21 protein-coding genes are annotated in these 26,297 nt (G+C 60.1%); 11 read left to right on the top strand and 10 right to left on the bottom strand.

Translation table 11 applies throughout. The annotated features are described in order from the left end of the window. Positions 1 to 52: 52 nt before the first annotated feature. The 4 genes from A8C75_RS21930 to A8C75_RS21915 all read right to left on the bottom strand — a co-directional run bounded on the left by A8C75_RS21930 (position 53) and on the right by A8C75_RS21915 (position 5,087). Positions 53 to 1,717 (bottom strand): BCCT family transporter, encoded by a 1,665-nt coding sequence (locus A8C75_RS21930; RefSeq protein WP_067386558.1) that lies wholly within the window; start codon positions 1,715 to 1,717, stop codon positions 53 to 55. Between the two features lie 118 nt (positions 1,718 to 1,835). After that, complete coding sequence (locus A8C75_RS21925) at positions 1,836 to 2,804, bottom strand: 3-hydroxyacyl-CoA dehydrogenase NAD-binding domain-containing protein (protein ID WP_067386556.1); 969 nt, start codon at positions 2,802 to 2,804, stop codon at positions 1,836 to 1,838. Positions 2,805 to 2,848: 44 nt separating this feature from the next. Continuing rightward, a complete protein-coding gene (locus A8C75_RS21920; protein WP_067386555.1) occupies positions 2,849 to 3,739 on the bottom strand; it encodes a beta-keto acid cleavage family enzyme in 891 nt (296 codons plus the stop codon). Positions 3,740 to 4,130: 391 nt separating this feature from the next. Next, entirely contained in the window at positions 4,131 to 5,087 is a 957-nt protein-coding gene (locus A8C75_RS21915; protein ID WP_067386554.1) for a GlxA family transcriptional regulator, read from the bottom strand. Between the two features lie 131 nt (positions 5,088 to 5,218). On the opposite strand from A8C75_RS21915, the gene A8C75_RS21910 reads away from it, so the two are divergent. After that, on the top strand, positions 5,219 to 5,701 hold the full coding sequence (locus tag A8C75_RS21910; RefSeq protein ID WP_067386553.1) for a thioesterase family protein: 483 nt from the start codon (positions 5,219 to 5,221) through the stop codon (positions 5,699 to 5,701). Positions 5,702 to 5,881: 180 nt separating this feature from the next. Further along, positions 5,882 to 8,056 (top strand): esterase-like activity of phytase family protein, encoded by a 2,175-nt coding sequence (locus tag A8C75_RS21905; RefSeq protein ID WP_227819984.1) that lies wholly within the window; start codon positions 5,882 to 5,884, stop codon positions 8,054 to 8,056. 105 nt (positions 8,057 to 8,161) lie between these two features. Here the strand turns inward: A8C75_RS21905 and A8C75_RS21900 are convergent, their stop codons facing one another. Then, complete coding sequence (locus A8C75_RS21900) at positions 8,162 to 8,848, bottom strand: aspartate/glutamate racemase family protein (protein ID WP_067386550.1); 687 nt, start codon at positions 8,846 to 8,848, stop codon at positions 8,162 to 8,164. Positions 8,849 to 9,101: 253 nt separating this feature from the next. Between A8C75_RS21900 and A8C75_RS21895 the strand changes: the two genes are divergently transcribed. The 6 genes from A8C75_RS21895 to A8C75_RS21870 all read left to right on the top strand — a co-directional run bounded on the left by A8C75_RS21895 (position 9,102) and on the right by A8C75_RS21870 (position 16,541). Then, positions 9,102 to 9,584 (top strand): putative pterin-binding protein, encoded by a 483-nt coding sequence (locus tag A8C75_RS21895; RefSeq protein ID WP_227819983.1) that lies wholly within the window; start codon positions 9,102 to 9,104, stop codon positions 9,582 to 9,584. Positions 9,585 to 9,614: 30 nt separating this feature from the next. Beyond that, a complete protein-coding gene (locus tag A8C75_RS21890; RefSeq protein ID WP_157890348.1) occupies positions 9,615 to 11,933 on the top strand; it encodes an ATP-binding protein in 2,319 nt (772 codons plus the stop codon). Between the two features lie 70 nt (positions 11,934 to 12,003). Further along, entirely contained in the window at positions 12,004 to 12,624 is a 621-nt protein-coding gene (gene gmk, locus A8C75_RS21885) for a guanylate kinase (RefSeq protein WP_067386544.1), read from the top strand. 62 nt (positions 12,625 to 12,686) lie between these two features. Continuing rightward, positions 12,687 to 12,899 (top strand): DNA-directed RNA polymerase subunit omega, encoded by a 213-nt coding sequence (gene rpoZ, locus A8C75_RS21880; RefSeq protein ID WP_026291818.1) that lies wholly within the window; start codon positions 12,687 to 12,689, stop codon positions 12,897 to 12,899. A gap of 86 nt (positions 12,900 to 12,985) precedes the next feature. Beyond that, positions 12,986 to 15,109: a bifunctional GTP diphosphokinase/guanosine-3',5'-bis pyrophosphate 3'-pyrophosphohydrolase gene (spoT, locus tag A8C75_RS21875; protein WP_067386542.1), complete on the top strand. Its 2,124-nt coding sequence runs from the start codon at positions 12,986 to 12,988 to the stop codon at positions 15,107 to 15,109. 106 nt (positions 15,110 to 15,215) lie between these two features. Then, positions 15,216 to 16,541, top strand: coding sequence for an HDOD domain-containing protein (locus A8C75_RS21870; protein WP_067387591.1), 1,326 nt, complete (start codon positions 15,216 to 15,218; stop codon positions 16,539 to 16,541). Between the two features lie 52 nt (positions 16,542 to 16,593). Here A8C75_RS21870 and A8C75_RS21865 read toward each other — a convergent pair whose 3' ends face one another. After that, entirely contained in the window at positions 16,594 to 18,513 is a 1,920-nt protein-coding gene (locus A8C75_RS21865; protein ID WP_067386541.1) for an ATP-binding cassette domain-containing protein, read from the bottom strand. Between the two features lie 119 nt (positions 18,514 to 18,632). On the opposite strand from A8C75_RS21865, the gene A8C75_RS21860 reads away from it, so the two are divergent. Further along, positions 18,633 to 19,157, top strand: coding sequence for a TIGR02444 family protein (locus tag A8C75_RS21860; RefSeq protein ID WP_067386539.1), 525 nt, complete (start codon positions 18,633 to 18,635; stop codon positions 19,155 to 19,157). Between the two features lie 69 nt (positions 19,158 to 19,226). After that, positions 19,227 to 19,949: an FKBP-type peptidyl-prolyl cis-trans isomerase gene (locus tag A8C75_RS21855; protein WP_067386537.1), complete on the top strand. Its 723-nt coding sequence runs from the start codon at positions 19,227 to 19,229 to the stop codon at positions 19,947 to 19,949. An 87-nt stretch (positions 19,950 to 20,036) separates the two neighbouring features. Here the strand turns inward: A8C75_RS21855 and A8C75_RS21850 are convergent, their stop codons facing one another. Both A8C75_RS21850 and A8C75_RS21845 read right to left on the bottom strand, forming a co-directional pair. Continuing rightward, entirely contained in the window at positions 20,037 to 21,014 is a 978-nt protein-coding gene (locus A8C75_RS21850; protein ID WP_067386535.1) for a WD40 repeat domain-containing protein, read from the bottom strand. A 3-nt stretch (positions 21,015 to 21,017) separates the two neighbouring features. Continuing rightward, positions 21,018 to 21,503, bottom strand: coding sequence for an Rsd/AlgQ family anti-sigma factor (locus A8C75_RS21845; RefSeq protein ID WP_067386533.1), 486 nt, complete (start codon positions 21,501 to 21,503; stop codon positions 21,018 to 21,020). Positions 21,504 to 21,687: 184 nt separating this feature from the next. On the opposite strand from A8C75_RS21845, the gene A8C75_RS21840 reads away from it, so the two are divergent. Then, on the top strand, positions 21,688 to 22,092 hold the full coding sequence (locus tag A8C75_RS21840; RefSeq protein ID WP_067386531.1) for a flagellar basal body-associated FliL family protein: 405 nt from the start codon (positions 21,688 to 21,690) through the stop codon (positions 22,090 to 22,092). A gap of 88 nt (positions 22,093 to 22,180) precedes the next feature. Here the strand turns inward: A8C75_RS21840 and gshA are convergent, their stop codons facing one another. Next, positions 22,181 to 23,746, bottom strand: coding sequence for a glutamate--cysteine ligase (gene gshA / locus A8C75_RS21835; RefSeq protein ID WP_067386529.1), 1,566 nt, complete (start codon positions 23,744 to 23,746; stop codon positions 22,181 to 22,183). 105 nt (positions 23,747 to 23,851) lie between these two features. Next, positions 23,852 to 26,158, bottom strand: a complete 2,307-nt coding sequence (locus A8C75_RS21830) for a Tex family protein (RefSeq protein ID WP_067386528.1) — start codon at positions 26,156 to 26,158, stop codon at positions 23,852 to 23,854. Positions 26,159 to 26,297 lie beyond the last annotated feature (139 nt).

Genomic DNA, 26,297 nt, shown 5'->3' with positions numbered 1-26,297 from the left:
GCTCGGTTATAGCAGGCCGATAGGAACTGCCTGCTAGTGACTCAACTGCCTGTTAGTCGCTCTGGGTCACAGGGCGTGGAGCTGGCACCGCATCTGATTCCTGCCACAGGGATTTCAGTACCCCGAAGGTCATGGCCAGAATGACCAGGCTCAGGGGCAGTGCTGCGGCCATCAGGGCGGTTTGCAGGGCGCTGAGACCGCCGGCCAGCAGCAGTACGGCGGCGACCAGTCCGATCACCACGCCCCAGAATACGCGGAACAGCTGCGGCGGTTCATCATTTCCCAGTGACAGTATGGTGGTCAGTACCAGGGTGCTGGAGTCTGACGACGTCACGAACCAGCTCATCAACAGGAACACCAGCAGCGCTGAAATGATCCAGCCCAAGGTACCTTCACCGGCGATGCCATCGGAGCTGGCGAAGAGTGCCGCCGGCAGGTTCCAGGCATTGACCAGATCAATCAGGCCTGCAGTACCGGGGCCGCCCGTGGCGTGCAGTTCCTGCCACAGCGCTGTACCGCCAAAAATGCCTAGCCAGATAAAGATCACCAGTGTTGGCACCAGCAGCACGCCGAGAACGAATTCACGCAGGGTGCGGCCACGGGATATGCGGGCGATGAACAGGCCGACAAAGGGTGCCCAGGCCAGCCACCAGCCCCAGTAGAATACGGTCCAGCCATTCTGCCAGGCTGCGGGGCCCGCTTCTTCCGGGAACCAGAGACCCATCTGTACAAAGCTGGTCAGATAATCCCCCAGGGACTCGGCAAAAACGCTCAGCAGCCAGCTGGTGGGGCCGGCGAACAGGAAAAAGGCGATTACCAGCAGCGAGATAATGATGTTCCACTGCGAGATGATCTTGATACCGCGATTGACGCCTGACATGGCCGACAGGATGGAAATTACCGTAATCACGGCAATCAGTATCAGCTGGGTCTGGAGGCCCGGGTCCACGCCAATCAGACGTTCAAGCCCCACCGACATCTGGCTGACACCCAGCCCCAGGGAGGTAGCGACACCAAAGACGCAACCCAGCACGCCGAGCAGATCGACTACATGGCCGATGGGGCCGTAGATGCGATCACCAATAAAGGGGTAGAGCGCCGAGCGCAGTGCCAGCGGCAGTTTCTTGCGGTAGGCGAAGTAAGCCAGTGACAGGCCGACGATGACGTAGACAGCCCAGCCGTGGAAACCCCAGTGGAAGAAGGTGACGCGCAGCGCATCGACCGCACGGTCGTGACCGATGGCGGTGGCGCCGGCCATGTCGGCGTAGGGGTTGTTGGGGTAGCCAAAGGCGCCGCTGTTATCGAGGTAGAAGAGCGGCTCGGCGACGCCGAAAAACAGAATACCGATGCCGATGCCGGCGGAAAACAGCATCGAGAACCAGGCAAAATTGCTGAACTCGGGGCGGCTGTCGTCATCACCCAGGCGAATATGGCCATGGCGGCTGAATACGATGTAGCAGCAGACGAGGATCAGGAAAACCACTGTTACCAGGTAGTACCAGCCAAAGGTGGCTTCGATCCAGCTGCGGGCGCTGCCAAAAATGCTGCTGGCAAGCTCTGCATTGATACCGGTGAACAGTACGAAAGCGAGAATCAATGCGGCCCCGCTGATAGTCATGCCTTTGTGCATGCCTTTGAAAAGGCCCTCTTGGGCCAGGGAGTCGGCCCTGAAAGCGGGACTGCCACTCTCAGGACGTTGTTGTTGTTCTATCGACATTGGGGTTGTCTCCGGTGAGCTATAAGTCGGGTCAAAGTCAGTGCTATATGGATACGCAATCTCCTGGGGGATAGACAAAAGCGGCGTGACGACAGGGCACTGCTGTCACGCCGCAGCTTTAGCGGCGGATGCCGTGTTCGTCGCGGTATTCCTGCAGCGTTTGCATGATGCGGATCAGGCAGTCGTCACGTTCCTGAATCAGGTCGTTGATCGAGGCGCCATTGGCCTGGGTCAGGCAGCCGGCCACCATATCGTCTTTGAGCTGCTGTGTCAGTTCGGGTGCTTCGAGCCGGGTCCAGGGTTCCTTGAGAGAATCCTCAAAATGGTCCAGCAGGTGTGCCATGCCGCCCTGTCCGCCGCCCAGGTGGTAGGTCAGGCAGTGGCCCATGATGGCCCAGCGCAGACCCGGCCCGTAGGCGATGGCCTTGTCGATGTCTTCAACCGAGCATTCATTGTTGGCCACCATGTGCAGCGCTTCGCGCCACAGGGCTTCCTGCAGGCGGTTGCCGATAAAACCCGGCAGTTCCTTGTCCATCTTGGCGACCTGTTTCTCGATCGCTTCGTAGAAGGCCGCGGTCCAGTCGACCACTTCCTGGCTGGTGCGCTTGCCGCCACAGACTTCGCAAAAAGGCACCAGGTAGGGCGGGTTGAACGGGTGGCCGACGACGAAGCGATCGGCCTGATGTTGTACTTCAACCGCCATGTCGGACATGGCAAAACCCGAGGTGCTGGAAATGATCACGACTTCCGGCGGTGCCAGGCGATCGAGTTCGACGAACAGGGCGCGCTTGGCGTCGAGGTTCTCCGGCGTGCTTTCCTGAATCACTTCGACGCTGTTGACCAGCTCTTCCAGGCTGTCGGCAAAGCGCAGTCGCTGCGGGCTGGCACCTTCGCGCAGGCCGAGTTTCACCATGGTGGGCCAGATATGGTCCACCATCGCCAGCAGTTTTTCGCGCGCGTTGGGGCCTGGATCATAGGCGACCACATCCATGCCCATTCTCAGAAAGTGCAGCGCCCAGGCGCCGCCGATAACGCCGGTGCCAAGAACGCCGGCCTTGGTGACTTCAGTAGGTAAAGGACGATTCATCGTGTGTGCTCCGTAAGTGGCTGAATATGCGGGAATGGCAGGGATTACTGCGTGCCGCGCAAACGCAGCTTCTGGCGGGCTTCATTCGGGCTGAGAATGCGTGAGCCCATGTTCTCGACGATATTCACGGCACGCTCGACCAGCTGGCCGTTGGTGGCGAATTCGCCCTTGCCCAGATAGAGGTTGTCTTCCAGCCCAACACGGACATGGCCGCCCAGCAGCGTTGATTGTGCCGCCCAGGGCAGCTGCTTGCGGCCCAGGGCAAAGGCGGTCCAGTTGCTGTTGGCGGGCAGCATGTCGACCATGCCCTTGAGCAGGCTCAGTTCCGGCGGAGTGCCCCAGGGGATGCCCTGGCACAGCTGGAACATGGCGTTGTCGTTGATCAGGCCTTCTTTCATCATCTGCAGCGCGAACCAGAGGTTGCCGGTGTCGAAGATTTCCAGCTCGACGGTGACATCCAGCTGCTGGATGCGGGCTGCGGCCTTGCGCAGCATGTCCGGCGTTGAGATGTACACCAGGTTGCTGTCGCCGAAATTGACCGAACCGCAATCCAGGGTGCAGATCTCGGGCTTGAGTTCTTCAATATGCACCAGACGCTCAAGGCCGCCGACCAGGTCGGTTTCGGGGCAGAAGGCGGTGGGGTTTTCTTCCGGGCCTATATAAAGATCGCCACCCATGCCCGCCGTCAGGTTGATGATGACGTCGCAGTCGGCGGCCCGCAGGCGTTCGCAGACTTCGGCGTACAGATCCAGGCGACGGGAGCACTGCTTGGTTTCGGGGTCGCGCACATGCATGTGGGCAATGGCGGCACCGGCGTTCCAGGCCTCGATGGCGGCATCGGCGATCTCTTTCGGCGTGACAGGCACATGGGGGCTGCGGTCGGCTGTATCGGCGGCGCCGGTAACAGCGCAGGTGATGATGACGTCCTGATTCATGGCAATTCTGACTCTTGAAGTGTTTTGTTGTAGCGCCGGGTGCTGTACCTAAGAGATCTTCGGTGCGCCCGGCTTGTGACTAAAGTTACGCGGATGAATGGGATGTTTTTGTCTGAAATCGCAGCTTAATTGCCTGTATGCGATTAAGCTTTCTCACTGACGTAATTGGATAAGACGAGTCTGTTTACGACAGTCAAAAGGGCGAGGGGCAAGGTAAAAGGGAGAAGAGCAGGTTCAAGGTACAAGGTGAAAGGGGGCAAGAGCAGGGGCGAGGTGCTTAGAGCTTTCAGCCGTAAGCTGTCAGCTTACGGCTGAAAGCTGCTGGTTTACCAATTCCCAATCACCAGAGGACACCCCCCAGCGTAGAAGCCGCGTCTCGCTGCGAAGCTTTTCAGCGTTCCCGGCTGGGACTCTTGGCAAAGCGCTGCTGGTAGCTGCGGGTGAAATGGGACAGGGAAACGAAACCGCAGGCGACCGAGATATCGGTGACGCTCTGGCTGGTTTGCTGCAGCATCCAGCGGGCCTGATCCAGGCGCAGGTTGCGGTAGTAGGCGCTGGGGGTCTGTTGCAGATAGTGGCGGAACAGGCGCTCGAGTTCACGCCCGGAGAGCTGCAACTGGGCTGCGATTTCGCTGATGCGCAGCGGCTCCTCCAGGTTGTGTTCCATCAGTTGCACGGCCTCAACCAGGCGCGGATTGCGGCTGTCCAGGCGCTTTTGTATCGAGGTGCGCTGAGGATCGCTGTGGGCGCGCTTGTGGGTGTAGATCAGCTCGTCGGCCACGGTAGTGGCCAGGCCGTTGCCGTGCTGGGTACCGATCAGATACAGCATCATGTCGAGCCCCGACAGGGCGCCGGGGCAGGAAAAGCGGGCGCGATCCACCACCAGCAGTTCCTGCACGAAGGCCACCCGGGGAAAGGCCTCGGCGGTGCTCTGCAGGTTCTCCCAATGCAGGGTGGCACGGTAGCCATCCAGGATGCCGGCGGCGGCGGCAATGTAGGCGGCGGTGTCCTGGCAGCCGATATCGGCGCCATGGCTGGCCTGCTGGCGGATAAAGCCCAGTAATGCCGGTGTGATGCGGGCCTGGGGATCATAGCCTGCGCAAATGATCAGGGTGTCACCGGCCGGAGTATCGCGAATGCCGGCATCGCTCATGATCTCGAGGTTGTCGCTGCTGGCGACCAAGCCACCCTTTTCGGAGATCAGCTGCCAGCGGTACAGCTCGCGGTTGCTGCTGTGATTGGCATGGCGCAAGGGGTCGAGCATCGCGGTCAGGCCGAACAGCGAGAAGCCTGGAATCAGCAGAAAGCTGATGGTTTGCGGGTAGGTGCGGGGGCGGTCTCCAAACATCGATGCACTGGGTCCTGGGCTGTCCTGGCGAAAACGCACATTTAATAGGCGGATTCAGGCAAATTTTGTGGGGCGGGCGGGTTAGCATTGCCCAAAAGCCGCGTCGGCGCAATCCCAATCAGAGGTGCAAGATGACAACTGAACTCACCGTGTTCGAGGGGCCCGTTCAGCCCGAGTGGATCGACTACAACGGCCACATGAACGATGCCTGCTATGTGCTGGTTTTCAGCCAGGCGATCGATGAATTCATGCTGCAGATTGGCCTTGATGCCGTCTTTCGCGAGGCGCATCAGGTCTCCATCTATACGCTGCAGAGCATGGTGCACTACTTGCAGGAAGTGAGTTTGGGTGAGCCGCTGCGGGTAGAGGCGCGCTTGCTTGAAAGCGACGCCAAAAAGCTGCGGGTATTTTTCACCCTGCGTCACGGCGAAACCGACGCAGAGCTGGCGGCGATGGAAACCCTGTTGCTGCACATGGACATGGCGGCGCACCGCGGGGCACCTATGCTGCCCGACACCGAGGCGCGGGTCCAAGCACTGCAGCAGCACCAGGCGGGCTCGGACTGGCCGGCACTGGCCGGGCGCAGCATCGCCCTGACACGCCCGCGCAGTTGAAAAACCGCCCGGCCCTTTTGCACAGTGCGCAGGTTGCTGAAAGATGATCCTTTGGATGCCAGGCTGGTTCCTGTATGCAGCTGGCCCCTTCGTCCGGTGTCACCAAGGGCCGCTGTCATGTCGTTGTCATGGAATCGGTCTAGGTTATTGACCTCTGTCATATTGAGCGGAGTGATTTCGATGTCCGAGCGACCTTTTACGCGGGCGACACTGGCCCTGCTGGTGGCCGCCGCCGCCAGCACGGCGCAGGCGCAGTCTTTCAATCGCATTGCCAGTTTCCCGGTGACGAACAATTTTTCTGCCAGTCAGGATGCTGCGCAGGAAACCTCGGCCGAAATCATTGCGGCTTCCGCGGATGGCCAGATGCTGATTTATTCGGACAGCCCGCGCGGCGGTCTGGGCTTTGTCGATATCAGTGATGCAGCCAAGCCCCGCGGGGCAGGCTTTGTGGACATGGGCGGCGAGCCAACCGCGGTGGCTACTGCCGACGGCATGGCACTGGCGGGCGTCAATACCTCGCCCAGCTATACAGCGCCTTCGGGTTTTCTGGCGGCGGTTTCGCTGCAGGATCAGACCGAAAAGGCACGTTGTGATCTGGGCGGACAGCCGGACTCGGTGGCGGTGTCCAGAGATGGCCGCTTTGCCGCCGTGGCGATAGAAAACGAACGTGACGAAGGCTTGGGTGACGGCGCCCCTGGGCAGTTGCCGGCGGGCTTTCTGGTCATACTGCCGCTGCAGGACGGTATACCCCAGTGCGACGCGCTGCGCCGGGTCGAGCTGACCGGGTTGGCGGAGGTTGCCGGCGAGGACCCCGAACCCGAGTTCGTGGACTTCAACGATCGCAACGAGATTGTGGTCACACTGCAGGAAAATAATCACCTGGTGATCGTGGCTGCCGACAGCGGCGAGATTCTGCATCACTTCAGCGCCGGGCGCGTGCACCTTGCTGGTATTGATATCGAGAAAGATGGGCAGCTGGATTTCAATGGCAGCCTGAGTGATGTGGCGCGTGAGCCCGATGCGGTGAAATGGCTCGACGACGAACGTTTCGTTATCGCCAACGAAGGCGATTACCAGGGCGGTTCCCGCGGCTTCACCATCTTCCACAAGGACGGCCGAGTGCTGTTCGAATCCGGTGCCGACTTCGAGCAGCGCATAGTGGCGGCCGGTCATTACCCGGAAAAGCGTTCTGGCAAAAAGGGCGCCGAACCTGAAGGCGTGGCCGTGGGCGTATTCGGGGACGAGCGCTATATCTTCGTGCTGTCCGAACGGGCCTCTGTTATCGGTGTTTACCGCGATACCGGCGCTGCGCCTGAGTTTGTGCAGCTGTTACCCTCCGGCATAGCGCCTGAATCCGCAGTGGTTATTCCGTCCCGTGGCTTGCTGGCCAGCGCCAACGAAAAGGATCTGCTCGAGGATGGCGGTGCCCGCGCCCATGTCATGCTCTATCGCCTGGAAGACAGGGCTCCCGTCTACCCGCAGTTGCTGTCTGAGGCTGATGCCCAGGGTATGCCGGTGGGCTGGGGTGCCTTGTCCGGCCTGACGGCGGACCCCGGCAAGCCCGGTCTGCTCTATGCGGTTAACGACAGCTTTTACAGCCAGCAGCCGACGATCTTTAGTATTGATGCCAACAGCACACCGGCCCGTATTACCGCGGCGACCCGCGTGACCCGAGAGGGCAAGACGGCGGAGAAACTGGATCTGGAAGGTATAGTGGTCGATGGCCAGGGTGGCTTCTGGCTCGCATCGGAGGGGCGCACGGACAAGGGTATCCCCCACGCCATTTACCACACCGATGCCCAAGGCGAGATTGATCGCACTCTGAGCTTCCCGCCCGAGCTGCTACAGCATGAGAGGCGCTTTGGTGCTGAAGGTATCACCCTGATCGGAGACACTCTCTGGATCGCCCTGCAGCGCTCCTGGAAAGATGATCCGCAAAATACCGTCAAGCTGGTGTCCCATGACCTGAAAACCGGCCAGTGGGGCGCCGTGCGCTATCCGACCGAAGCGGCGTCTCAGGGCTGGGTCGGGCTGTCCGAAATCAGCCTGGGGGCAGACGGTGTCTACATTATCGAGCGGGATAATCAGATCGGTGAACAGGCCGCCATCAAGCGTTTGTACCGGGTGGCACTGGATGAGCTCAAGCCTGCGCCGCTTGGCGGCGAGCTGCCGCTGGTCAGCAAACAGCGGGTGCGCGACTTTATCCCCGACCTCAAGGCGCTGAATGGTTTTGTGGTCGACAAGATAGAGGGCTTCACCCTGGATGCCGCCGGCAACGGTTTTGCGGTAACCGATAACGACGGCGTGGATGACAGCTCTGGAGAGACCTACTTTATCCGTACCGGGAAGCTGTAACCGGGAAGCACTTTTCGAATAGTCAGAATCCGCAGTGTCTCAGGGCGCTGCGGATTTTTTGCGTATGAGTCGGTGCCGGGCGCGTAAGTGCTTGTCGGCAAACAGTCAGGTCACGCTGCCCAGCCGCAATCTGGCCAGGCTCTGGGCCAGCGCCAGGGCGCAGAGTACTGGATCTATTGTCGGCAGATTGAAACTGCGCTGCAGGTCTGCTGCCCGGCCGGTGAGGCCGCCTGAGCCCAGCACAATGGTTTTGGCGCCATCCTGCTCTATCGCGGCACGGACACAGGCGGCTATTTTCTCTGCAACCAGAGTGTCAGTGCCTGCCGCCTGTGCCACGCCAATACCGGCGGCGCGCACGCTGCAGGTCTGATCGGCAGCGCCGTAGCGCGTCAGCATGGCTCGAATCCCTGGAACGGCGGCATGCACGGTTGTGATTATGGCAAAGGGCCCGGGCAAGGCGCGTGCAGCGAATAGGGCTGCTTCGCACAGGCCAATGACGGGTACCCGTACCGATTCACGCAATGTCTGCAATGCGATGTCATCGAAACAAGCCAGTATCAGGGCGTCGTAGCCCTGACAGGCGCCGCTGTTCGCCAGAGCCAGTAATTGAGCGGAGGCAGCATCGCGATCCGCCTGGCGCTCGATGGCATGGGGGCCTGCCGGCGGGTTGATGCAGTGCAATTGGGTTTGGGCCGATATGGCGGTGCCAGCCAGTTGCTGCATCTGGCGAGTCAGTGCGGCATTGGTATTGGGGTTGATCAGCAGAAGCCGCAGCGGGCGGGTGTTGTTCATCAATATCTCCGAATGGGGGCAGGAAACAGGCGGCTCCTGCGTAGGTGTTAATGGGGTGCTTTGGCAGCTTTGCCTTTACACGGGTGGATGAAGGCGCAAGGATACAGTGTCGGTCGGGGTGCCATCCTGGCGGCCAGATCAGGATCGGAAACCGTTCGACGATTTATTTGCGAGGTTTTCCGATTTTGCCGATAATGTGTGGACTTTATAAGGATGTTGGGTCGCAATCATGTACTTTACGCGCTTTGTCGTAATGACCTGCCTGCTGTCGCTTTTCGGTCTTCAGACCATGGCGGACACACTGCCGCAGCCTTCAGGCCCAGTGATTCTTACTCTGGAAGGTGCCCTGAGCAACACCAATGGCAATGGCGTTGCTCGCTTTGATCGCGAGATGCTTGAAGGTCTATCCTTGCACCGCACGCGCACCGGTACGCCCTGGACTGAAGGCACGATCGATTTTGAGGGTCCGCTCGGGCGTCTTGTGCTCGATTTTGTCGGTGCCAAAGGCGAAACTCTGATCGTGACGGCACTGAATGATTACAGTGCTGAAGTGCCATTGGCCGATTTCTATACCTATGATGTAATCTTGGCGCTGAAAATGGATGGTGACTACATCCGGATTCGTGACAAGGGGCCGATATTCATTATCTATCCGTTTGCGGATTTTCCCGCACTGCAGACAGAAGTTATCCATAACCGGTCGGTCTGGCAGCTTAAAAGCATCCGTGTAAAGTAATAGCTACGGATGGGCGGCGGAGGATAAATATTGCGATTTCCAGTACCTGCTTGGTCTTCGGCCAAGCCTAGGCGTGGCTCCGTTTTATTCCTGCTGGTTGTCTCGCTGGTGTGTCTGCTGGCCTCGCTGGCGCTATTCAAAACGCTGGTGGATCGCCAGCAGGTGCTGTTCGAGGTTGCCACCGAAGAAGCACTCTGGTCTGCCTACCAGGTTGACCGCGAAAGCCTGAAACTCAAAAACGCCATTAACAACTATGCCAGTCGTCAGGGCGAGGAGCTGCTGGACGAGGTGGAGGTGCGCTTTGAGATTCTCTACAGCCGCGTCGGGTTGCTGGAGCAGGGCGAACTGGGTGCGGTGTACCGGCGTGAGGCTGAGCTTGCACGCCGGGTAACCGGTTTTCGCACCGCGATTAGTGCCATGGAAGTGGTGTTGCCGTCATTGCGTGAGCAGGAACCTATTGCCACCGCCGGGCTGATCGCCATGGCTACCGAGATTAATGACAGCGCAGAAGCGCTGATTTTCAAGGTGCTGCAGCTGCGCGCCGAGCAGAAAACCGCCAGTCGTAACGAGTTTTTCGAGTTGCTGGGTTACCTCGGCAGTATGGGCGCCCTGTTGTTGTTTGGTATTGGTGCCATTATCGCGCTGCTGTTTCGACAGATGATACTTGAACAGCGCTCCCGCGAGCAGGCCGAGCAGCTCAGTGAGAAACTCAAAATCAGCGCCGCCGAGGCCGAGACCGCAAACCAGGCTAAATCGGAATTCCTGGCGACCATGAGCCATGAGATTCGCACCCCCATGAATGGCGTGATTGGCATGAGCAGCCTGCTGCTCGACACGCCGTTGCAGCCACAGCAGCGTCACTATGCGAGAACCATCGGCGAGTCCGCCGATGCCCTGCTGAAAATCCTCAACGATGTGCTGGATATCTCCAAGATGGAGGCGGGCCGGCTTGAGCTGGAGCAAACCGAGTTTGATCTGCAGGAATTGCTCGCCGGCAGCGTTGAGCTGCTGGCCGTGTCGCTGGACAGCAAGCAGGTTCGCCTGAGTCTTGAGGTCGAGACGGCCGTACGCGGTCATTACTGCGGCGATGCCGGGCGTCTGCGTCAGGTGTTGCTGAATCTGCTGGGCAATGCAGTGAAATTCACCGAACGGGGCCATGTGCGGTTGCGGGTCAGCCCGGTGCCCGGTGAGAGGCCGGGGTGGCAGAGTCTGCTGTTCGAAGTCGAAGACACCGGCATAGGCATAGCACCGCAGGCGCAGTCCCGGCTCTTTGCCATGTTTGTGCAGGGCGATGCCGGCACAGCCAGGCGCTATGGCGGCACCGGGCTGGGGCTGGCGATCTGCCAGCGCATTGTCGAACAGATGCAGGGCACCATCGGCTTTGACAGTCAGGCGGGCAAGGGTAGCCGGTTCTGGTTTCGGCTTGAACTGGAACGCAGTGAGCCCGGTGAAATAACGGTCGAGGGTGCCGATGAAGACGCCATTGTTGCAGCGCTCAGAGCGCACCCCATGCGGTTGCTGGTGGTCGAAGATAACCGGGTCAATCAGCAGGTGGCTCAGGGCATCCTGGCCTTTTTGGGGCAGCACAGCACGCTCGCCGAGGATGGTGTCCAGGCGCTGCAATGTCTGAACCGCAGCCATTTCGATATGGTGCTGATGGATGTGCAGATGCCGAACATGGACGGGCTCGAAGCCACCAGGGCGATCCGTCGCCTGGCTGGGCCGCACAAGGCCGTGCCCATTATTGGCATGACCGCCAATGCCATGGAGGCGGATCAGCGTGCCTGCCTCGATGCCGGCATGGATGCCTGTCTGCCCAAGCCGGTTCGACGCCAGAGCCTGGCCAGTATGCTGCATCGCATGTCCCGGCCGTTGCCGCATGGCAGCGAGCCTGCTGTGCATGCCAAGCCTGTGTCCGCAGACACTGTCGTTGAGTTGCCGGGAACGGGTGGCTTCCCGGGGGCGCAGGATATGGCCAGGCTGCTTGATGCTAGCCGGCTGGACACCGCTTTGCTCGGATCCCTGGCGGACACAATAGGTACCGATGATTGTCTCGATTTGCTGGCTGACTTTCGTGCCAGTTTGACCGATTACCGCTCCCGCCTGCAGGTCGCGCTGGACCAGGCCGACCGGGCTGAAATAAAGCGTCTGTGCCATGGTGCGCGCGGGGCTGCCTTGAATCTGGGCTTTGCGCAGCTGAGCCGCGAGCTGGCGGCGGTGGAGGCCTCCATCACCCAGGGAATCGAGATCGATGTGCCGCTGGCGCAGTTGCAACACGGCTTTGAGGCCGCAGAAGCCATAACGGCGCCGGCCATTTTGCGTCAGGTGCTGGATGCGACCGATGTCTAGGGTTCGGCGCCGGGCGCGGATTGGTTTATCATGTGCGCCTGTCAGCCATATGTTTACCCGGAGCGGCTAAATGAGCCTTAAAGGAACCCTGTACATTATTTCGGCACCTTCTGGCGCCGGCAAGACCAGCCTCGTGCGCCAGTTGCTGTCCCGGGACGCTCAGGTACGGGTCTCGGTTTCCCACACCACCCGGGCAATGCGCCCCGGCGAGGCCAATGGAACGGACTACAACTTCGTCACCCAGGCCCAGTTCAACGATATGATCAATGACGGACAGTTCCTGGAGTTCGCCGAGGTGTTCGACAACAAGTACGGCACCTCCCAGACCTGGGTACAGCAGGAGCTGGACCAGGGTACCGATGTCATCCTGGAAATTGACTGGCAGGGCGCAGCACAGGTACGCCGGCTGATGCCGGAGGCCGTGTCCATTTTTATACTGCCGCCGTCCCGTGAAGCACTGCGTGCGCGCCTCACCGGCCGTGGTCAGGATGATGTCAGCGTTATCGAACGACGCATGGCGGATGCGGTGAGTGAAATGAGCCACTACGCCGAGTTTGACTATATGGTGATCAACGATGAATTTGATCTGGCCCTGAGTGAACTTCAGGCGGTGCTGGTGACGCGCAGGCTGCGGCAGTCTGCGCAGCAACAGCGGCATGCGGGGCTGATCACGGATCTCTTGTCAGAATAGCCGTACTCGCGTAGACTGCCCCGTCTTTTTGTTTGCAGATTACTACCTTTTCGAGGTTCAAGATGGCACGAGTAACAGTTGAAGATTGCCTGGAAAACGTTGATAACCGTTTCGAACTCGTTATGGTTGCAGCAAAACGTGCGCGTCAGCTGGCCACCGGTGGCAAAGAAGCCAAGGTTGACTGGGAAAACGACAAGGTTACCGTCGTTGCCCTGCGTGAAATCGCTGAAGGTTTTACCGACAAGCGCGTACTGGATGACCAGGAAGAAGACTGATCTTCCAGAAAGCTTCGCGATACGGCATCATTTCAGGTAAAACTCGAGGGTATAGCCGACGCTAGCCCTGTATTGCCGGAGTCTCGATGCCAACCATAGACGCACTTTGTCAGCGACTGACCGAATATCTCGAGCAGGAACAGATCCGCAAAGTGCGGCGCGCCTACTATTTTGCCGAGCAGGCGCACGACGGGCAGCGGCGCAAGAGCGGCGAGCCCTATGTAACCCACCCCCTGGCGGCGGCCGGCATTCTGGCCGGCATGCACATGGACCATCAGAGCCTGATGGCGGCCATGCTGCACGACGTTATCGAAGACACCGAGATCAACTATGACTCCATTGAGTCGCAGTTCGGCAGTGCGGTGGCCGATATCGTCGACGGCGTCTCCAAGCTGACCCATCTGGAGTTTGAAACCAAGGCGGAAGCCCAGGCGGAAAACTTCCAGAAAATGGTGCTGGCCATGGCCGAGGATATCCGGGTTATCCTGGTGAAACTGGCTGATCGGTTGCACAACATGCGCACTCTCGGTGCCATGCCTGCGGTAAAGCAGCGGCGCATCGCCCGCGAAACCCTCGATATCTACGCCCCCATTGCCGCCCGTCTGGGCATGCGCGACCTGCAGGTTGAGCTGGAGGATCTGGCGTTCCAGTCCTATTACCCGATGCGCGCCCGTTATATCCGTCGCGCGGTGGTGAAAGCGCGCGGGCAGCGTCGTGACATCATTACCGAAATTCAGCAGACAGTGCAGCGCCGGCTGGATGAGGAAGGCCTCAAGGCTGTGGTCACCGGGCGGGAAAAACACCTTTACAGCGTCTATCGCAAGATGCGCCAGCAGCGTAAATCCTTCTCCGAAATCATGGACATGTTTGCGTTTCGCATCGTCACCGAAAAGGTGGACGACTGCTACCGCATTCTGGGCGCCGTGCATAATCTCTACAAGCCGGTGCCGGGCCGTTTCAAGGACTATATCGCCATCCCCAAGGCCAACGGTTACCAGTCGTTGCATACCGACCTGTTCGGCACCCGCGATATCGCCCTCGAAATGCAGATCCGTACCCGCGAAATGGATGCCGTCGCCAGCCAGGGCATCGCCGAACACAGTCATTACAAGGCCTACGGCGGTTCCGATAGCGCCGTGGGCTCCTACAACCGGGCTCGCAAGTGGGTGCAGGGGCTGCTGGAAATGCAGCGCAACGCCGGCGACTCGATGGAATTTATCGAGCACGTTAAAAAGGACCTGTTCCCTGACGAGGTCTATGTGTTCACGCCCCAGGGGCGGATTCTCGAGCTGCCCCGCGGTGCCACGCCGGTGGACTTTGCCTACGCCGTGCATACCGACATCGGCAACTCCTGCGTGTCCTGTCGTATTAACCGGCGCCTGGCGCCGCTGTCCGAGCCACTGTTCAGTGGTGCCACGGTTGAAATCATCACCACCCCCAGCGCTCAGCCCAACATGGCCTGGCTGAACTTTGTCGTTACGGGCAAGGCGCGCGCCAGCATTCGTCACTTCCTCAAGAATCAGCAGCGTCACGAGTCGGTGGAACTGGGACGGCGGCTGCTGAATCAGTTTCTGGGCAACTATGGCATCAGCCTGGACGAGGTGGAACGTGGTCGCCTGGCGGCCCTGCTCAAGGATGCGGAACTGCGCGTACTGGATGATCTGCTGGAAGATATTGGCATGGGCAACCGCATGGCCTATGTGGTGGCGCGACGCCTGAAACCCGAAACCCCGGTCGAGGAAGACGAACTTGCCCTGGTGCGCCGTGGCAACAAGCCGCTGGCGATTCAGGGTACCGAAGGCATGGTGCTGAATTATGCCAAGTGCTGCCATCCGATTCCCGGCGACACCATCATTGCCCATATCAGCACCGGCCGCGGCCTGGTGATCCATCGCACGGACTGCCGCAATATCGGCCATCTGCGCGATGATCCGGAGAAATGCATTTACCTAGAGTGGTCCAAGAGCATCGATGACGAATTCCGCGTCAGCCTCAGGCTCGAGGTCATGTCCCAGCGCGGCATTATCGCCAGCCTCGCGACCACCGTGGCGACAGCCGGTGCTAATATCATTAAGATCGACAGCGGCGAGAAGGATGGTCAGCTGAGTCAGGTACTGCTGGATATCTCGGTGCAGAACCGGGTGCATCTGGCTTCGGTGATGAAAAAGCTGCGTGTCATCAAGGCTGTGAATCATATCCAGCGTCAATAGGCGACGTTGATGGCTGTTCAGGCCAGCGCCCTATAAGGCCTGGTAGCAATATGCCGGAGTGTCAGCTAACTGGATGTTGACCGAACAATCGAAGGGAGAATACGATTTGGCAATTGGTGTACGTTCCCTGGAAGGTGACGCCCAGTACGAGGGTGTAGCCCGTCTTCTGCTGATGCATGATGGTGATGGCAAAGTGCTGGTGCTGCTGCCCTGGGAAGGTTTGCTGAACCTGGAGGCCATCTGGAAGGGCTCTGGCCGGCAGCTGCAGCCGGCCCGCAGCGAGGACGCGCTGCGCTTTTTCAGCCAGCCCGGGCTGAACCAGGAGGCGGGTCTGCGCAAACTGTTTTCCCTGCCGCTCTACATAGATCTGTCACTGCAGTCCCGCGTTGAGCTTAAAGCCTACGAGCCCCATAGCGACCGTAGTTTCAGTGTGCCCGGTGCCTGGTTGAGCGAGGGTCATATAGAGGCGTATCCGCTGGCGCTTACCCGTGCCGATATAGATGCCAGACAGCCCGGTGGTGACGATCGCGCCGTGATCATCCGGGCGGTGGAAAAATTCACCGCGCTGCGTATTCGTCAGCGGCTTGAAGATACCCTCGGTTTGCCGTCATTTTCGCCCACAACACAAAAAATTCTGATGATGCGCTGCGATCCCGAAGCCGGCGTGGATACGCTGGTGCCGGTGGTGCGGCTGGATCCGAGCCTGTCGGCCCAGGTCATGAGCTGGGCGTCTTCGTCCTATTATGCAGTGCCTGGCAAGGTGCACTCGCTGGAAGACGCCATTATCCGCGTGCTGGGGTTTGATCTGGTGATCAATCTGGCACTGGGTGTGGCGCTGGGCAAAACGCTGCAGATGCCAAACGACACACCGCGGGGCGCGACCGATTACTGGCAGCAGGCGGTTTATACGGCGACCCTGGCCGAACGGCTATGTCGCAAGATGCCGATGGCTGAAAGGTTGCGACCCGGGCTGGCCTATCTGGCCGGGCTGCTGCACAACTTTGGTTATCTGGTCTTGGCGCACCTTTTTCCGCCGCATTTCTCGCTGCTGTCACGCTATATCGAGGCCAATCCGCATATGGGGACTGAATATATCGAGAAGCAGGTGTTGAACGTCACACGCGAGCAGGTGGGCAGCTGGTTGCTCGAAAGCTGGTCAGTGCCGGCGGAGGTGTGCGTGGCGGTGCGGCGTCAGAATGAGGTCGATTATGACGGCGAGCACTCTGGCTATGCCCGCCTGGTGCATCTGAGTAACCGTCTGTTGCGCGAGCAGGGCCTGAGCGATGGCCCCATCGAGAATATCCCGGCGGGGCTGACTGAGTCCCTGGGCTTGAGCCGTGGCGTGATCAGCGAAGCCATGGAGGATGTACTGGCGTCACGGGATGCGCTGGGGGAAGTGACCCAGGTATTTGGCGGCCAGCGCGCGAGTTAGGGCAGCCTGTCGGCCTTTCCCTCGCTACGGCCGGCCAAAGCCCGAAAGGTTGCTAGTCGCTCGCGTCCAGGCTCTGCTCCAGCGCCTCAAGGGCTTCCTGCTGCTCCAGCCAGCTGGCTTCAATCTGCTGTGACTTGCGGGTCAGGTCGGCCTGCTGGCCCAGCAGGATTTTGAGTTTTTCCCTGTTGGCATCCTGATAGATCTCGCTGTCACCCAGCTGGGTCTCGACCTCGTTCAGTTGCGAGCCGCACTGCTCGAGCTGCTGTTCCAGCTTATCGATGTGCTGGCGCAGGGGTCTCAGTTTGGCCCGGTTCTGTGCCTCCAGCCGTTTTTGTTCCTTGCGATCGGCGGCGCTGTTGCCGCGGCTGAGATCCGTTTTCTCAACCTCGGCCGGCGCCTGACGGCGACGATCGCCCAGCCAGCTGTGGTAGTCATCAAGGTCGCCATCGAACGGCTGAGCCTTACCGTCAGCCACCAGCCAGAACTCATCCACGGTGTTGCGCAGCAGGTGCCTGTCATGGGACACCAGAATCAGCGCGCCTTCGAACGTTTGCAGCGCCAGGGTAAGGGCGTGGCGAACCTCCAGATCCAGATGGTTGGTGGGCTCGTCCATCAGCAGCAGGTTGGGTCTTTCCCAGGCGATCAGCGCCAGTGCTACGCGGGCCTTTTCGCCACCGGAGAAACGCTTGACTGGTTCCATGGCGTCGTCGCCGAAAAAACCAAAGCTGCCAAGAAAATCACGCACCTGCTGTTCGCTCGATTTAGGCGAGAGGCGTTTGATATGCAGTAGCGGCGACGCTTCCAGGTCCAGTGCTTCCAGCTGATGCTGGGCAAAGTAGCCGACCTTGAGGTGTTCACCGCCACGCTGCTCGCCACTGAGCAGGGGCAGGTCGCCCACCAGGGTCTTGATCAGGGTCGATTTGCCGGCACCGTTGGGGCCCAGCAGGCCAATGCGCGCGCCGGGCGCCAGGGACAGATTAAGCTGTTGCATGATCGGTTTGCCGGCGTAGCCGCAGTCGGCCTTGTGCAGTGTCAGCAGCGGATTGGACACTTTGTCTGCCGGGGTAAAGCGGAAACTGAACGGGCTGTCCACGTGGGCCGGTGCGATCAGCTCCATGCGCTCGAGCTCTTTCAGGCGACTCTGGGCCTGCTTGGCCTTGGTCGCCTTGGCGCGGAAGCGGCGGACAAAGCTTTCTATTTCGGATACGCGCTGCTGCTGCTTCTGGAACTGGGCGTCCTGCTGTGACAGACGTTCGGCACGCATGCGCTCAAAGGCGCTGTAGTTGCCCTTGTACAGATCCAGCTGCTCGTGGTGCATATGCACTATATGGCTGACCACATTGTCGATAAAGTCGCGGTCGTGGGATACCAGCAGCAGAGTGCCAGGGTACTGGCGCAGCCACTGTTCCAGCCAGAGGGTCGCATCCAGATCCAGGTGGTTGGTGGGCTCATCGAGCAGCAGTATATCGGAGCGGCACATCAGCGCCTGGGCCAGGTTGAGACGAATACGCCAGCCACCGGACAGATCTCCCACCGGGCGGCTGGCGTCACCGGGCATAAAGCCCAGGCCGTTCAGCAACAGGTGTGCGCGGGCTTCGGCGCTGTAGCCGTCAATGCTGTCCAGCCTGGCGTGGAGTTCACCCAGGTGATGGTGCTGCTGGTCGGCTTCGGCCGCGGCTATCTCCCGCTCCACCTGGCGTAGCTGGGCATCACCATCCAGTACATAGTCGAGTACCAGGCGTTCAACCGACGTGACCTCCTGCGCCATGTGTGAGATGGTCAGGTTGCCGGCGATCTGCAGGTCGCCGGAATCCGGCTGCAGCTCGCCCAGGATCAGTTTGAACAGGCTTGATTTGCCGACGCCATTGGCGCCGATGATGCCGGTTTTCCATCCATGATGGATGGTCAGGTTGGCCTGATGCAGCAGACGCTGGATGCCGCGCTGCAGGTTAAGCTGGGATATCTGAATCATGGTGGCGAATTTTAACAACCTGTCGAGATTAAGACTAATTCAATGGCACTGATCACGGGCCCGCTGTCGCGAGACGGATACACTCGAACTCAGTCTCCCGGCGATACGGGAGTCGTCCGATGAAGCTGCACAACGACCTCTGGGACTATGCGCTGCAACTCTATGCCAAGCCGGGTGTTGAATCGGCGTGCCTGCAATTGCAGCAAGAATGGTCGCTCGGTGTTAACCGCTTGCTGTTCTGCTGCTGGCTGGCGACCGAAGGCCGGGCATTGCAGGCCGAACAGCTGAGCACCTGTGAAGCGTCGCAGTGGCAGCACAGTACCACAGAGCCGCTGCGTCTGCTGCGCTACCGGGTTCGGGCTCAGCGTCAGCATGAGCCCGAACTGGAGCTTTGTTATCAGGCGCTGCGCCAGGCGGAACTGGCCGCTGAGCAGGTGGAGCTGGCCTGGCTGTTTGCACTCGGGCGTGACTGGCCGGTGGTGGCGTCTGTCGCCTGCGAGGATCTGTTGCTGCAGAACATTGGCCAGTACCTCTGCTGCGAAGGTATCGAGCCAGAGCCTGGGCTGTTGGCCGTATTGCAGGTTCTGGTGCAGGCAGCGGCGGGGCCAGTGCCTGCTCGGCGGGTGCTGCAATTGCAGTGGTAATGGCGTGAACTTTAGAGTTAAATCGGTCACTAAACAACGACATTCAGCATTATCAGTAGGGAATTTGGGATGAAAAAAACGTTTCTGGCAGTAGCCATGGCCTCTCTGGTCGCAGTGACATCGGCCGCACAGGCTGACGCGCTGGATACCGAAGACAAGAAGCTGAGCTACAGCCTGGGTCTGATCCTTGGCGACAAGCTCAAGCAGGATATTGATACGCTGGACATCGATGCCTTCCGACAGGGCGTTGAAGCGATTTACAAGGGCGAGGAGCCCCTGCTGGATCAGGAGCAGGTTGGGCAGGTGATGCAGGCCTTCCAGATGAAGAAGATGGAAGAACAGCGTCAGGAGTTCGCCCAGGTCGCTCAGGACAACCTCGACAAGGGCGCGGCCTATCAGGCTGATAACGGCAAAAACAAGGCGGTCACCACCACTGAGTCCGGTCTGCAGTACGAAGAGCTGACCGCAGGCAAGGGGGCAAACCCCGCCGCCGCCGATACCGTTAAGGTGCACTACAAGGGTGAGCTGATCGACGGTACCGAGTTCGACAGTTCCTACTCCCGTGGCGAGCCGGTGTCCTTCCCGCTGAACGGCGTGATTCCGGGCTGGACAGAAGGTCTGCAGCTGATGAAGCAAGGTGGTAAGGCGCGTCTGGTAATTCCGGCTGACCTGGCTTACGGCCCCGGTGGCATGGGCAATGCGATTGGTCCCAACGAAACACTGGTGTTTGAAGTCGAGCTGCTGGAAATCAACCCCCAGGCAGAAGCTCAGGCAGAAGCTGCGGCCAAGTAATCAGCCGATAGCGCGTGCAATATCCGCAAACCCGCAGCTTGAGCTGCGGGTTTTTCGTTGTGCAGAGGAAAGTATTACCGCAGAGATTTAGCGCAGGCGGTTGATAAGGCCGTTGGAACCGATGGCGTAATAGCCGTCGGTGGCGAAGGCGACGGCGTACACGGCGGTGCTGGTCGGGCCGTAGGCGGCGCGCTTGTGTAGCTCCCAGCGGCGCAGCTCCTCGCCGCTGGCGACATCCCAGAGTTGCACGAAACCTGAGGCACTGCCGGTCAGCAACTGTTCGCCATTACTGGAAAAGCGCGCGCTGAGAAAGCTCATGCGACGCTGAAACAGGCTGCCAAAGTCGGACAGGGTATGCAGTACTTCGCCGCTGGCCGTATCCCAGATGACCGCCCGATCGAGATTGCCGGCACTAAAGGCCAGGCGGCTGTCGGGGGACAGCGCCACAGTATCGACCACATTGCCAAACTCCAGCGTCTGTAGCAGCGCGCCGGACTGCAGGTCCCAAAGCCTGGTCTTGTAGGCGTCGGAGCCGGTCAGGGCCAGGCGACCATCCAGACTCAGGTCTACGGCGCGAACCCGTGCATCGTGACGCAGGCTGCGTTTGACGCCGCCATTCTTGATATCGAAATAGACGGCTTCGTGGTTGGCGAGCCCCAGCAGGGCATAGTCGGCGCCACGGCTGAGATCCATGGCCAGAATTTCGGCCGGTGAGCTCCAGTACCACACGGCCTGGCCACTGATCAGGTTCCATAGCACCAAGTCCTGCTGACCTGCGGTGGCGGCGAAGCTTTCGTCGGGTGACAGCGCGGTGGCGGCGATGATGGAGTATTGGCCCGGTTGGTGGTTCCAGCTGAACAGACGAGCGTTGCTGCTGGTGTCCCAGAGGCTTGCGCCATGCTGAATTGAGCCGATCACGCCAAAGCGGCCCTGTTCGGACAGGCTGGCAGAGTAGGCGCCCTGCAAGGCATATTCATGCCATGAGACCGGTGCTTCGGAGCGGCTGCAGCCTGTCAGCAGTAATGCCAGAGTGGCCACCATACCGGCGGCCAGGGTGGTGCGCATGCCTTATTCCCTGTTTTCGGCCAGCACCAGGTCGCGGTGTGAGTTGTGCAGAATTTCGATCATGCGGTCTTCAAGGTCAAAGCGCTCTTCGAGCATCTCGCCGAGGCGGGACAGCTGGTCGGAAAACTCGCGTACCTGACGCAGCGTCAGCTCGGTCAGGCGGCTGGCGCAATTGTCGTTGAAGTCCAGCGCGAAGTCGGTGCTGCGCTGAATCAGCGGGAACAGTTTCTGGGCCTTTTCGAGGCTGCCGTCTTCAAATTCGCTGCCTTCGCGCAAGAGTTGTTCGTAGACCTCGAAATGGCCGGAGGACAGGTAGTCCATCAGCAGGTCGCAGAAGGCTTCGGTGCGGGGCTTGAACTCTTCGTTCAGGGCCAGTGTCGGGAGTGCGACGAAACGACTGATAAGCAGCTGTCGCTCCTCCAGCAAGTGATCAATGATCTCGCTGACACCGCCCCAGCGTTCTTTCGCAGTGCGACATTTTTCCAGCATTGCTTGGCTCCTTATCTCAGTCAGACCCAATACTAATCCCAACGCGAAGGCAGGCGCAATAGAACCCGGATAATGGTCTGACGGCGGCTCGTGGTAATTGCGCCTGACGCCTTAACGCTGCTGCGGCCCCGGGCTATACTGGCCCGTCTGCCAGGGTCATGAAAACGTAAGGGATGGGAACAGAATGCTGCGAAGACTGCTGTTTGGACTGATGCTGGGGTTGTTGATGCTGCAGCCGGTATGGGCGGCCGAAGATGAGTCGGGCGCATCCGATTATGTCGGCTATATCGAACTCAAGCCGTTTGTAGCCAATTTTGGCGGGGCTGGACCGCTGCGGTTCATAAAGTGCGAGATCACCCTTCAGGTTGGCAGTGAGGAGGGGCACCATGCGGTGAATTACCACCTGCCCAGTATTCGCAATGACATCGTTTTTCTGCTGAGCGCGCAGGATGAGGCGGCGTTGTCGAGCGCAGACGCGCAGGCGGCACTTGCCAAGGAGGTGCTGACGCAGGTGCAGACGATGCTGCAGGAGGAAGAGGGCACTCCTTTGGTGACGGATCTGTTTTTCACCAGTCTGGTCATTCAGTAGCGCTGCGGCCATGAATGCGTTCTTCTGTCAGGTGCCATGTATCGTGCGCCTGACAGAAGGGCTGCCGTTTTTGCTGTGTTCTGGTTGCTTATTGCGCCAGATAGTCGGCCAGGTAGTGATCGAAGTCGAGGCTGTCTTCGGCTTCGATGCGGGCCTGGTCGTTGAGTGAACTGCCGGTCAGCTCGCTAAAATAGGCTTGGCGTTTCTCGCTCAGGGGGGTTTGCAGCAGGGTTTCCCGGTGCGCGAGGCTTTGGGCCAGGCTGAACTCGCTGTGGCTGATCTTCTGTTGCTGCAGCAGGGTTAGAATCTGCGCCGAGGGTGTCAGTGCCGGATCGTCCAGTTTCAGGCGCTGTGCCGCAACGGCATCGCTGAAGGTGTTGCCGTGTTCGTTCTTGTCCAGCACGGCGGCGGTTTGACTGACCATATCCAGAATGTCTTGTCCCCACTGCGCCAGTGAGCGCTCGCTATCATTGCATTGCAGTGTCAGGCCAGGCTCACGGCCGCGTGTGACCACCCGCTTGAGGTTTTCGCTGATGCGTTCGCATTCGTCATCATCAATCAGCTCGTCGCCGGCCAGCAGGCAGGTCACGAGGAAGGCATCCATAAAGTCGGCCTGTTGCTGATCAATGCCCAGCGGCAGTAGCGGGTTGATATCGGTGTTGCGGATCTCGACATATTCCACGCCGCGGGTGTGCAGTGCGTGCAGCGGCTTTTCGCCGGAGTGGGCCACGCGCTTGGGGCGGATGTCGCTGTAATATTCGTTTTCGATCTGCAGAATGCTGGTGTTGAGCTGGCGGTACTCGCCATCGACCTTCAGGCCGATGGCATCATAGCGCTCGTACGGGGTGTGGATGGCCCGATGCAGCGATGCGGTGTAGGTCTGCAGGTGGTTAAAGCAGATGCCCAGGGATGACTGTGCCTTGTTGGAATAGCCCAAGTCGCTCATGCGCAGCGAGGTGGCGTAGGGCAGGTAGAGAGTGTCCTCACCCAGGGTCTCGAGCTGATGGTCACGTCCCTTGAGGAAGGAGCTGCACAGGGCCGGAGAGGCGCCAAACAGGTACAGCAGCACCCAGCCGTAGCGGCGGAAGTTGCGTATCAGGCGGAAGTACTGCTCCGAACGGAAGTCCTGCAGGCTGTCTCGATTCTGCTGCAGCGCCTGCAGCGCCGGCCAAAGGGCTTCAGGCAAAGAGAAGTTGTAGTGAATGCCGGCGATGGTCTGCATCATCTTGCCGTAGCGATGCTTGAGCCCGGTACGGTAGACATGTTTGAGCTGGCCGACATTGGAGCTGCCGTAGCGGGCGATGGGGATGCTTTCTTCATCCGGAATATCGCACGGCATGCTAGTACACCAGATCAGTTCGTCGCCCAGGGGGCCGTAGCCGAAACGGTGCAGATCCGCCAGAAAGGACAATGCGTCCCCCGAGCGCTTGAACACCGGTGTGATGTATTCCAGCAGGGCTTCGGAATAATCCGTTGTTATATAGCTGTGGGTGAGCGCTGCGCCCAGCGCACGGGGGTGCTCCGCCTGGGACAGATGCCCTTGGGCGTCTACACGCAGGCCTTCCTTTTCGATGCCGTGCAGGATGCCCTTGAGCAATGCTGCCTGACCATTTCGGACCAACTGGTCCAGCTGCTTTTGAAGTGCTGCAGACAAGTTCCTGCCCCTTTAGCGTGAGAAACGGCGGTTATTATAAACCAACCGGTCAATAATTAAGACGGAGAAAGCGTGGGGCTGTTTCCGCCATGAATTCTGCTCGATTCAGCCTTTGCTGAGTCCGGCGGCTCTAAGCTTGGCGGCCAGGGTTCCTTCGGCAGGGGTAGCGGCTTTTGCAATCGGCCTGGTTGTGGACTGGGCTGCGGGCTTGGACGCGGCGTTGGTGGTTTGTGGCGGGCTTTGCGCTTCAGGGCTCTTGTCCTGCGATTTCATGCTCAGGGCAATGCGCTTGCGTTTGGCATCCACGCTGAGCACCCGTACCTGCACAATCTGGCCGGTACTGACGAGGTCATGGGGGTCTTTCACAAAGCGGTCGGCGAGCTCAGATATATGCACCAGACCGTCCTGGTGTACGCCTATATCCACGAAGGCGCCGAAGTTGGTGATATTGGTGATAACCCCCTCAAGCTGCAGGCCGGTTGTCAGGTCGCCCATGCTGGTAATGGCGTCGTCGAAGCGCGCGCTGTGGAATTCAGGGCGTGGGTCACGGCCGGGCTTTTCCAGTTCCCGTACTATATCGGTCAGAGTGTAGTCGCCAAAGCGGTCCGAGCGCAGGGCGCCGAGGTTGAGTTGCGCCAGGCGGCCAGAGTCGCCGATCAGCTGAGCCAGGGAGCAGCCCAGCTGGGCCGCCATGCGCTCGACCAGCGGATAGGCTTCGGGGTGCACGGCGGAGTTGTCCAGCGCCTGATCGCCGTTGCGAATGCGCAGAAAACCGGCGCACTGCTCGTAGGCCTTGGGGCCCAGACGCGGTACTTTCAGCAGCTGCTGGCGGCGGCTGAAGGCGCCCTGCTGGTTGCGGTGTTCGACAATGTTGCTGGCGACGCTGCGGCTCAGGCCTGCGATCTGGCTGAGCAGCTCCACCGAGGCGGTATTGAGATCGACGCCGACATGGTTGACGCAGTCCTCAATCACCGCGTCCAGCATGCGGGCAAGCGCGCTCTGATCGACATCGTGCTGATACTGGCCTACACCGATGGCCTTGGCTTCGATCTTGACCAGTTCGGCCAGCGGATCCTGCAGGCGTCTGGCGATGGAGACCGCGCCACGGATGGTGACATCGAGATCGGGAAACTCCTTGGCGGCCAGCTCCGACGCCGAATAGACCGAGGCGCCGGCCTCGCTTACCACCACAGGCACCAGCGAGAGCGTGGGTTCTTTTTCGGCCAGTTCGCGGGCCAGCTGTTCGGTTTCGCGCGATGCGGTGCCGTTGCCGATGGCAATCAGCTCGACATTATGGCTGCGACAGAGCTTTGCCAGAGTGGCCAGTGCCTGATCCCAGCGCTTGCTGGGAGCATGGGGGTAGAGGGTTTCATAGGCCAGCAGCTGGCCGGTGGCATCGACCACGGCGGCCTTGACGCCGCTGCGCAGGCCAGGGTCCAGCCCAAGAGTTGCGCGCTGGCCGGCCGGGGCGGCGAGCAGCAGATCCCGCAGGTTGCGGGCAAACACCTGGATGGCTTCGGCTTCGGCAGCGCTGCGCAACTGGCGGACCAGGTCGTTTTCGATGCCCGGCAGCAGCTTTTGGCTCCAGCATTGCTGCAGGGTTTCATCGAGCCAGAGCTGTGCCTTGCCATTGCCTGAGCGCAGCTGCCAGTGTCTGGCGATCCGCTGAGTGCCTTCCTGTTCCTGGCCTTCGGGGGGCTGCAGGCTGTAGCGCAGCACGCCTTCCTGATGTCCGCGCAGAATCGCCAGCGCCCGGTGTGACGGAATGCGCCCGCAGCGCTCGCGATAGTCGAAATAGTTGCTGAATTTTTGCCCTTCGGTTTCCTTGCCCTTGGCCACAGTGACCACCAGTTCTCCCTGCTGCCACAGCCAGCTGCGCACCTGCGCGAGCAGATCGGCATTTTCGGCCAGGCGCTCGATCAGTATATGACGTGCGCCCTCCAGCGCCTGGGCGGAGGTTTCGATACCGGCCGAGGGGTTTACATAGCTTTGTGCCTGCTGTTCCGGCGAGCCCTGGCCCTTGCTGCCGAGCAGGGCGTCGCTGAGAGGTTCGAGGCCGGCTTCGCGGGCCTTCTGGGCACGGGTCCGGCGCTTGGGGCGAAAGGGCAGATAGAGATCTTCGAGCCTGTTTTTGGTATCGGCGGCAAGAATCTGCTGTTCCAGTTCGGCGCTAAGCTTGCCCTGGCTGCGGATGCTCTCCAGAACGCTGTTGCGCCGTTCCGCCAGTTCACGCAGATAACCCAGGCGCTGTTCCAGGGTGCGCAGCTGGGTATCGTCCAGAGCGCCGGTGATTTCCTTGCGGTAGCGGGCAATAAAGGGCACCGAGGCGCCTTCATCGAGCAACTGTATGGCGGCATTAACCTGTTCGATGCGGGCATTCAGCTCGCTGGCAATCAGCTTTTCAATCTGCATGGTAAATCTCTTGCCAGGTCGCCCGGCGGCTTGGGCGCAGGGTGCTGGAGTTGAACGAGTGGGCAGTGCGATACAGCACCCTGGAAGCTACCGCTAAGCATGAGCCAGTCAGTGGAACTCTGGCACACAGTAAGGGCGC

It is taken from the genome of Marinobacterium aestuarii (genome assembly GCF_001651805.1).
Classification (GTDB): Bacteria; Pseudomonadota; Gammaproteobacteria; order Pseudomonadales; family Balneatricaceae; genus Marinobacterium_A; species Marinobacterium_A aestuarii.
Note: the sequence above shows the minus strand (reverse complement) of the source record. Positions and strands in the feature narration are given on the sequence as shown.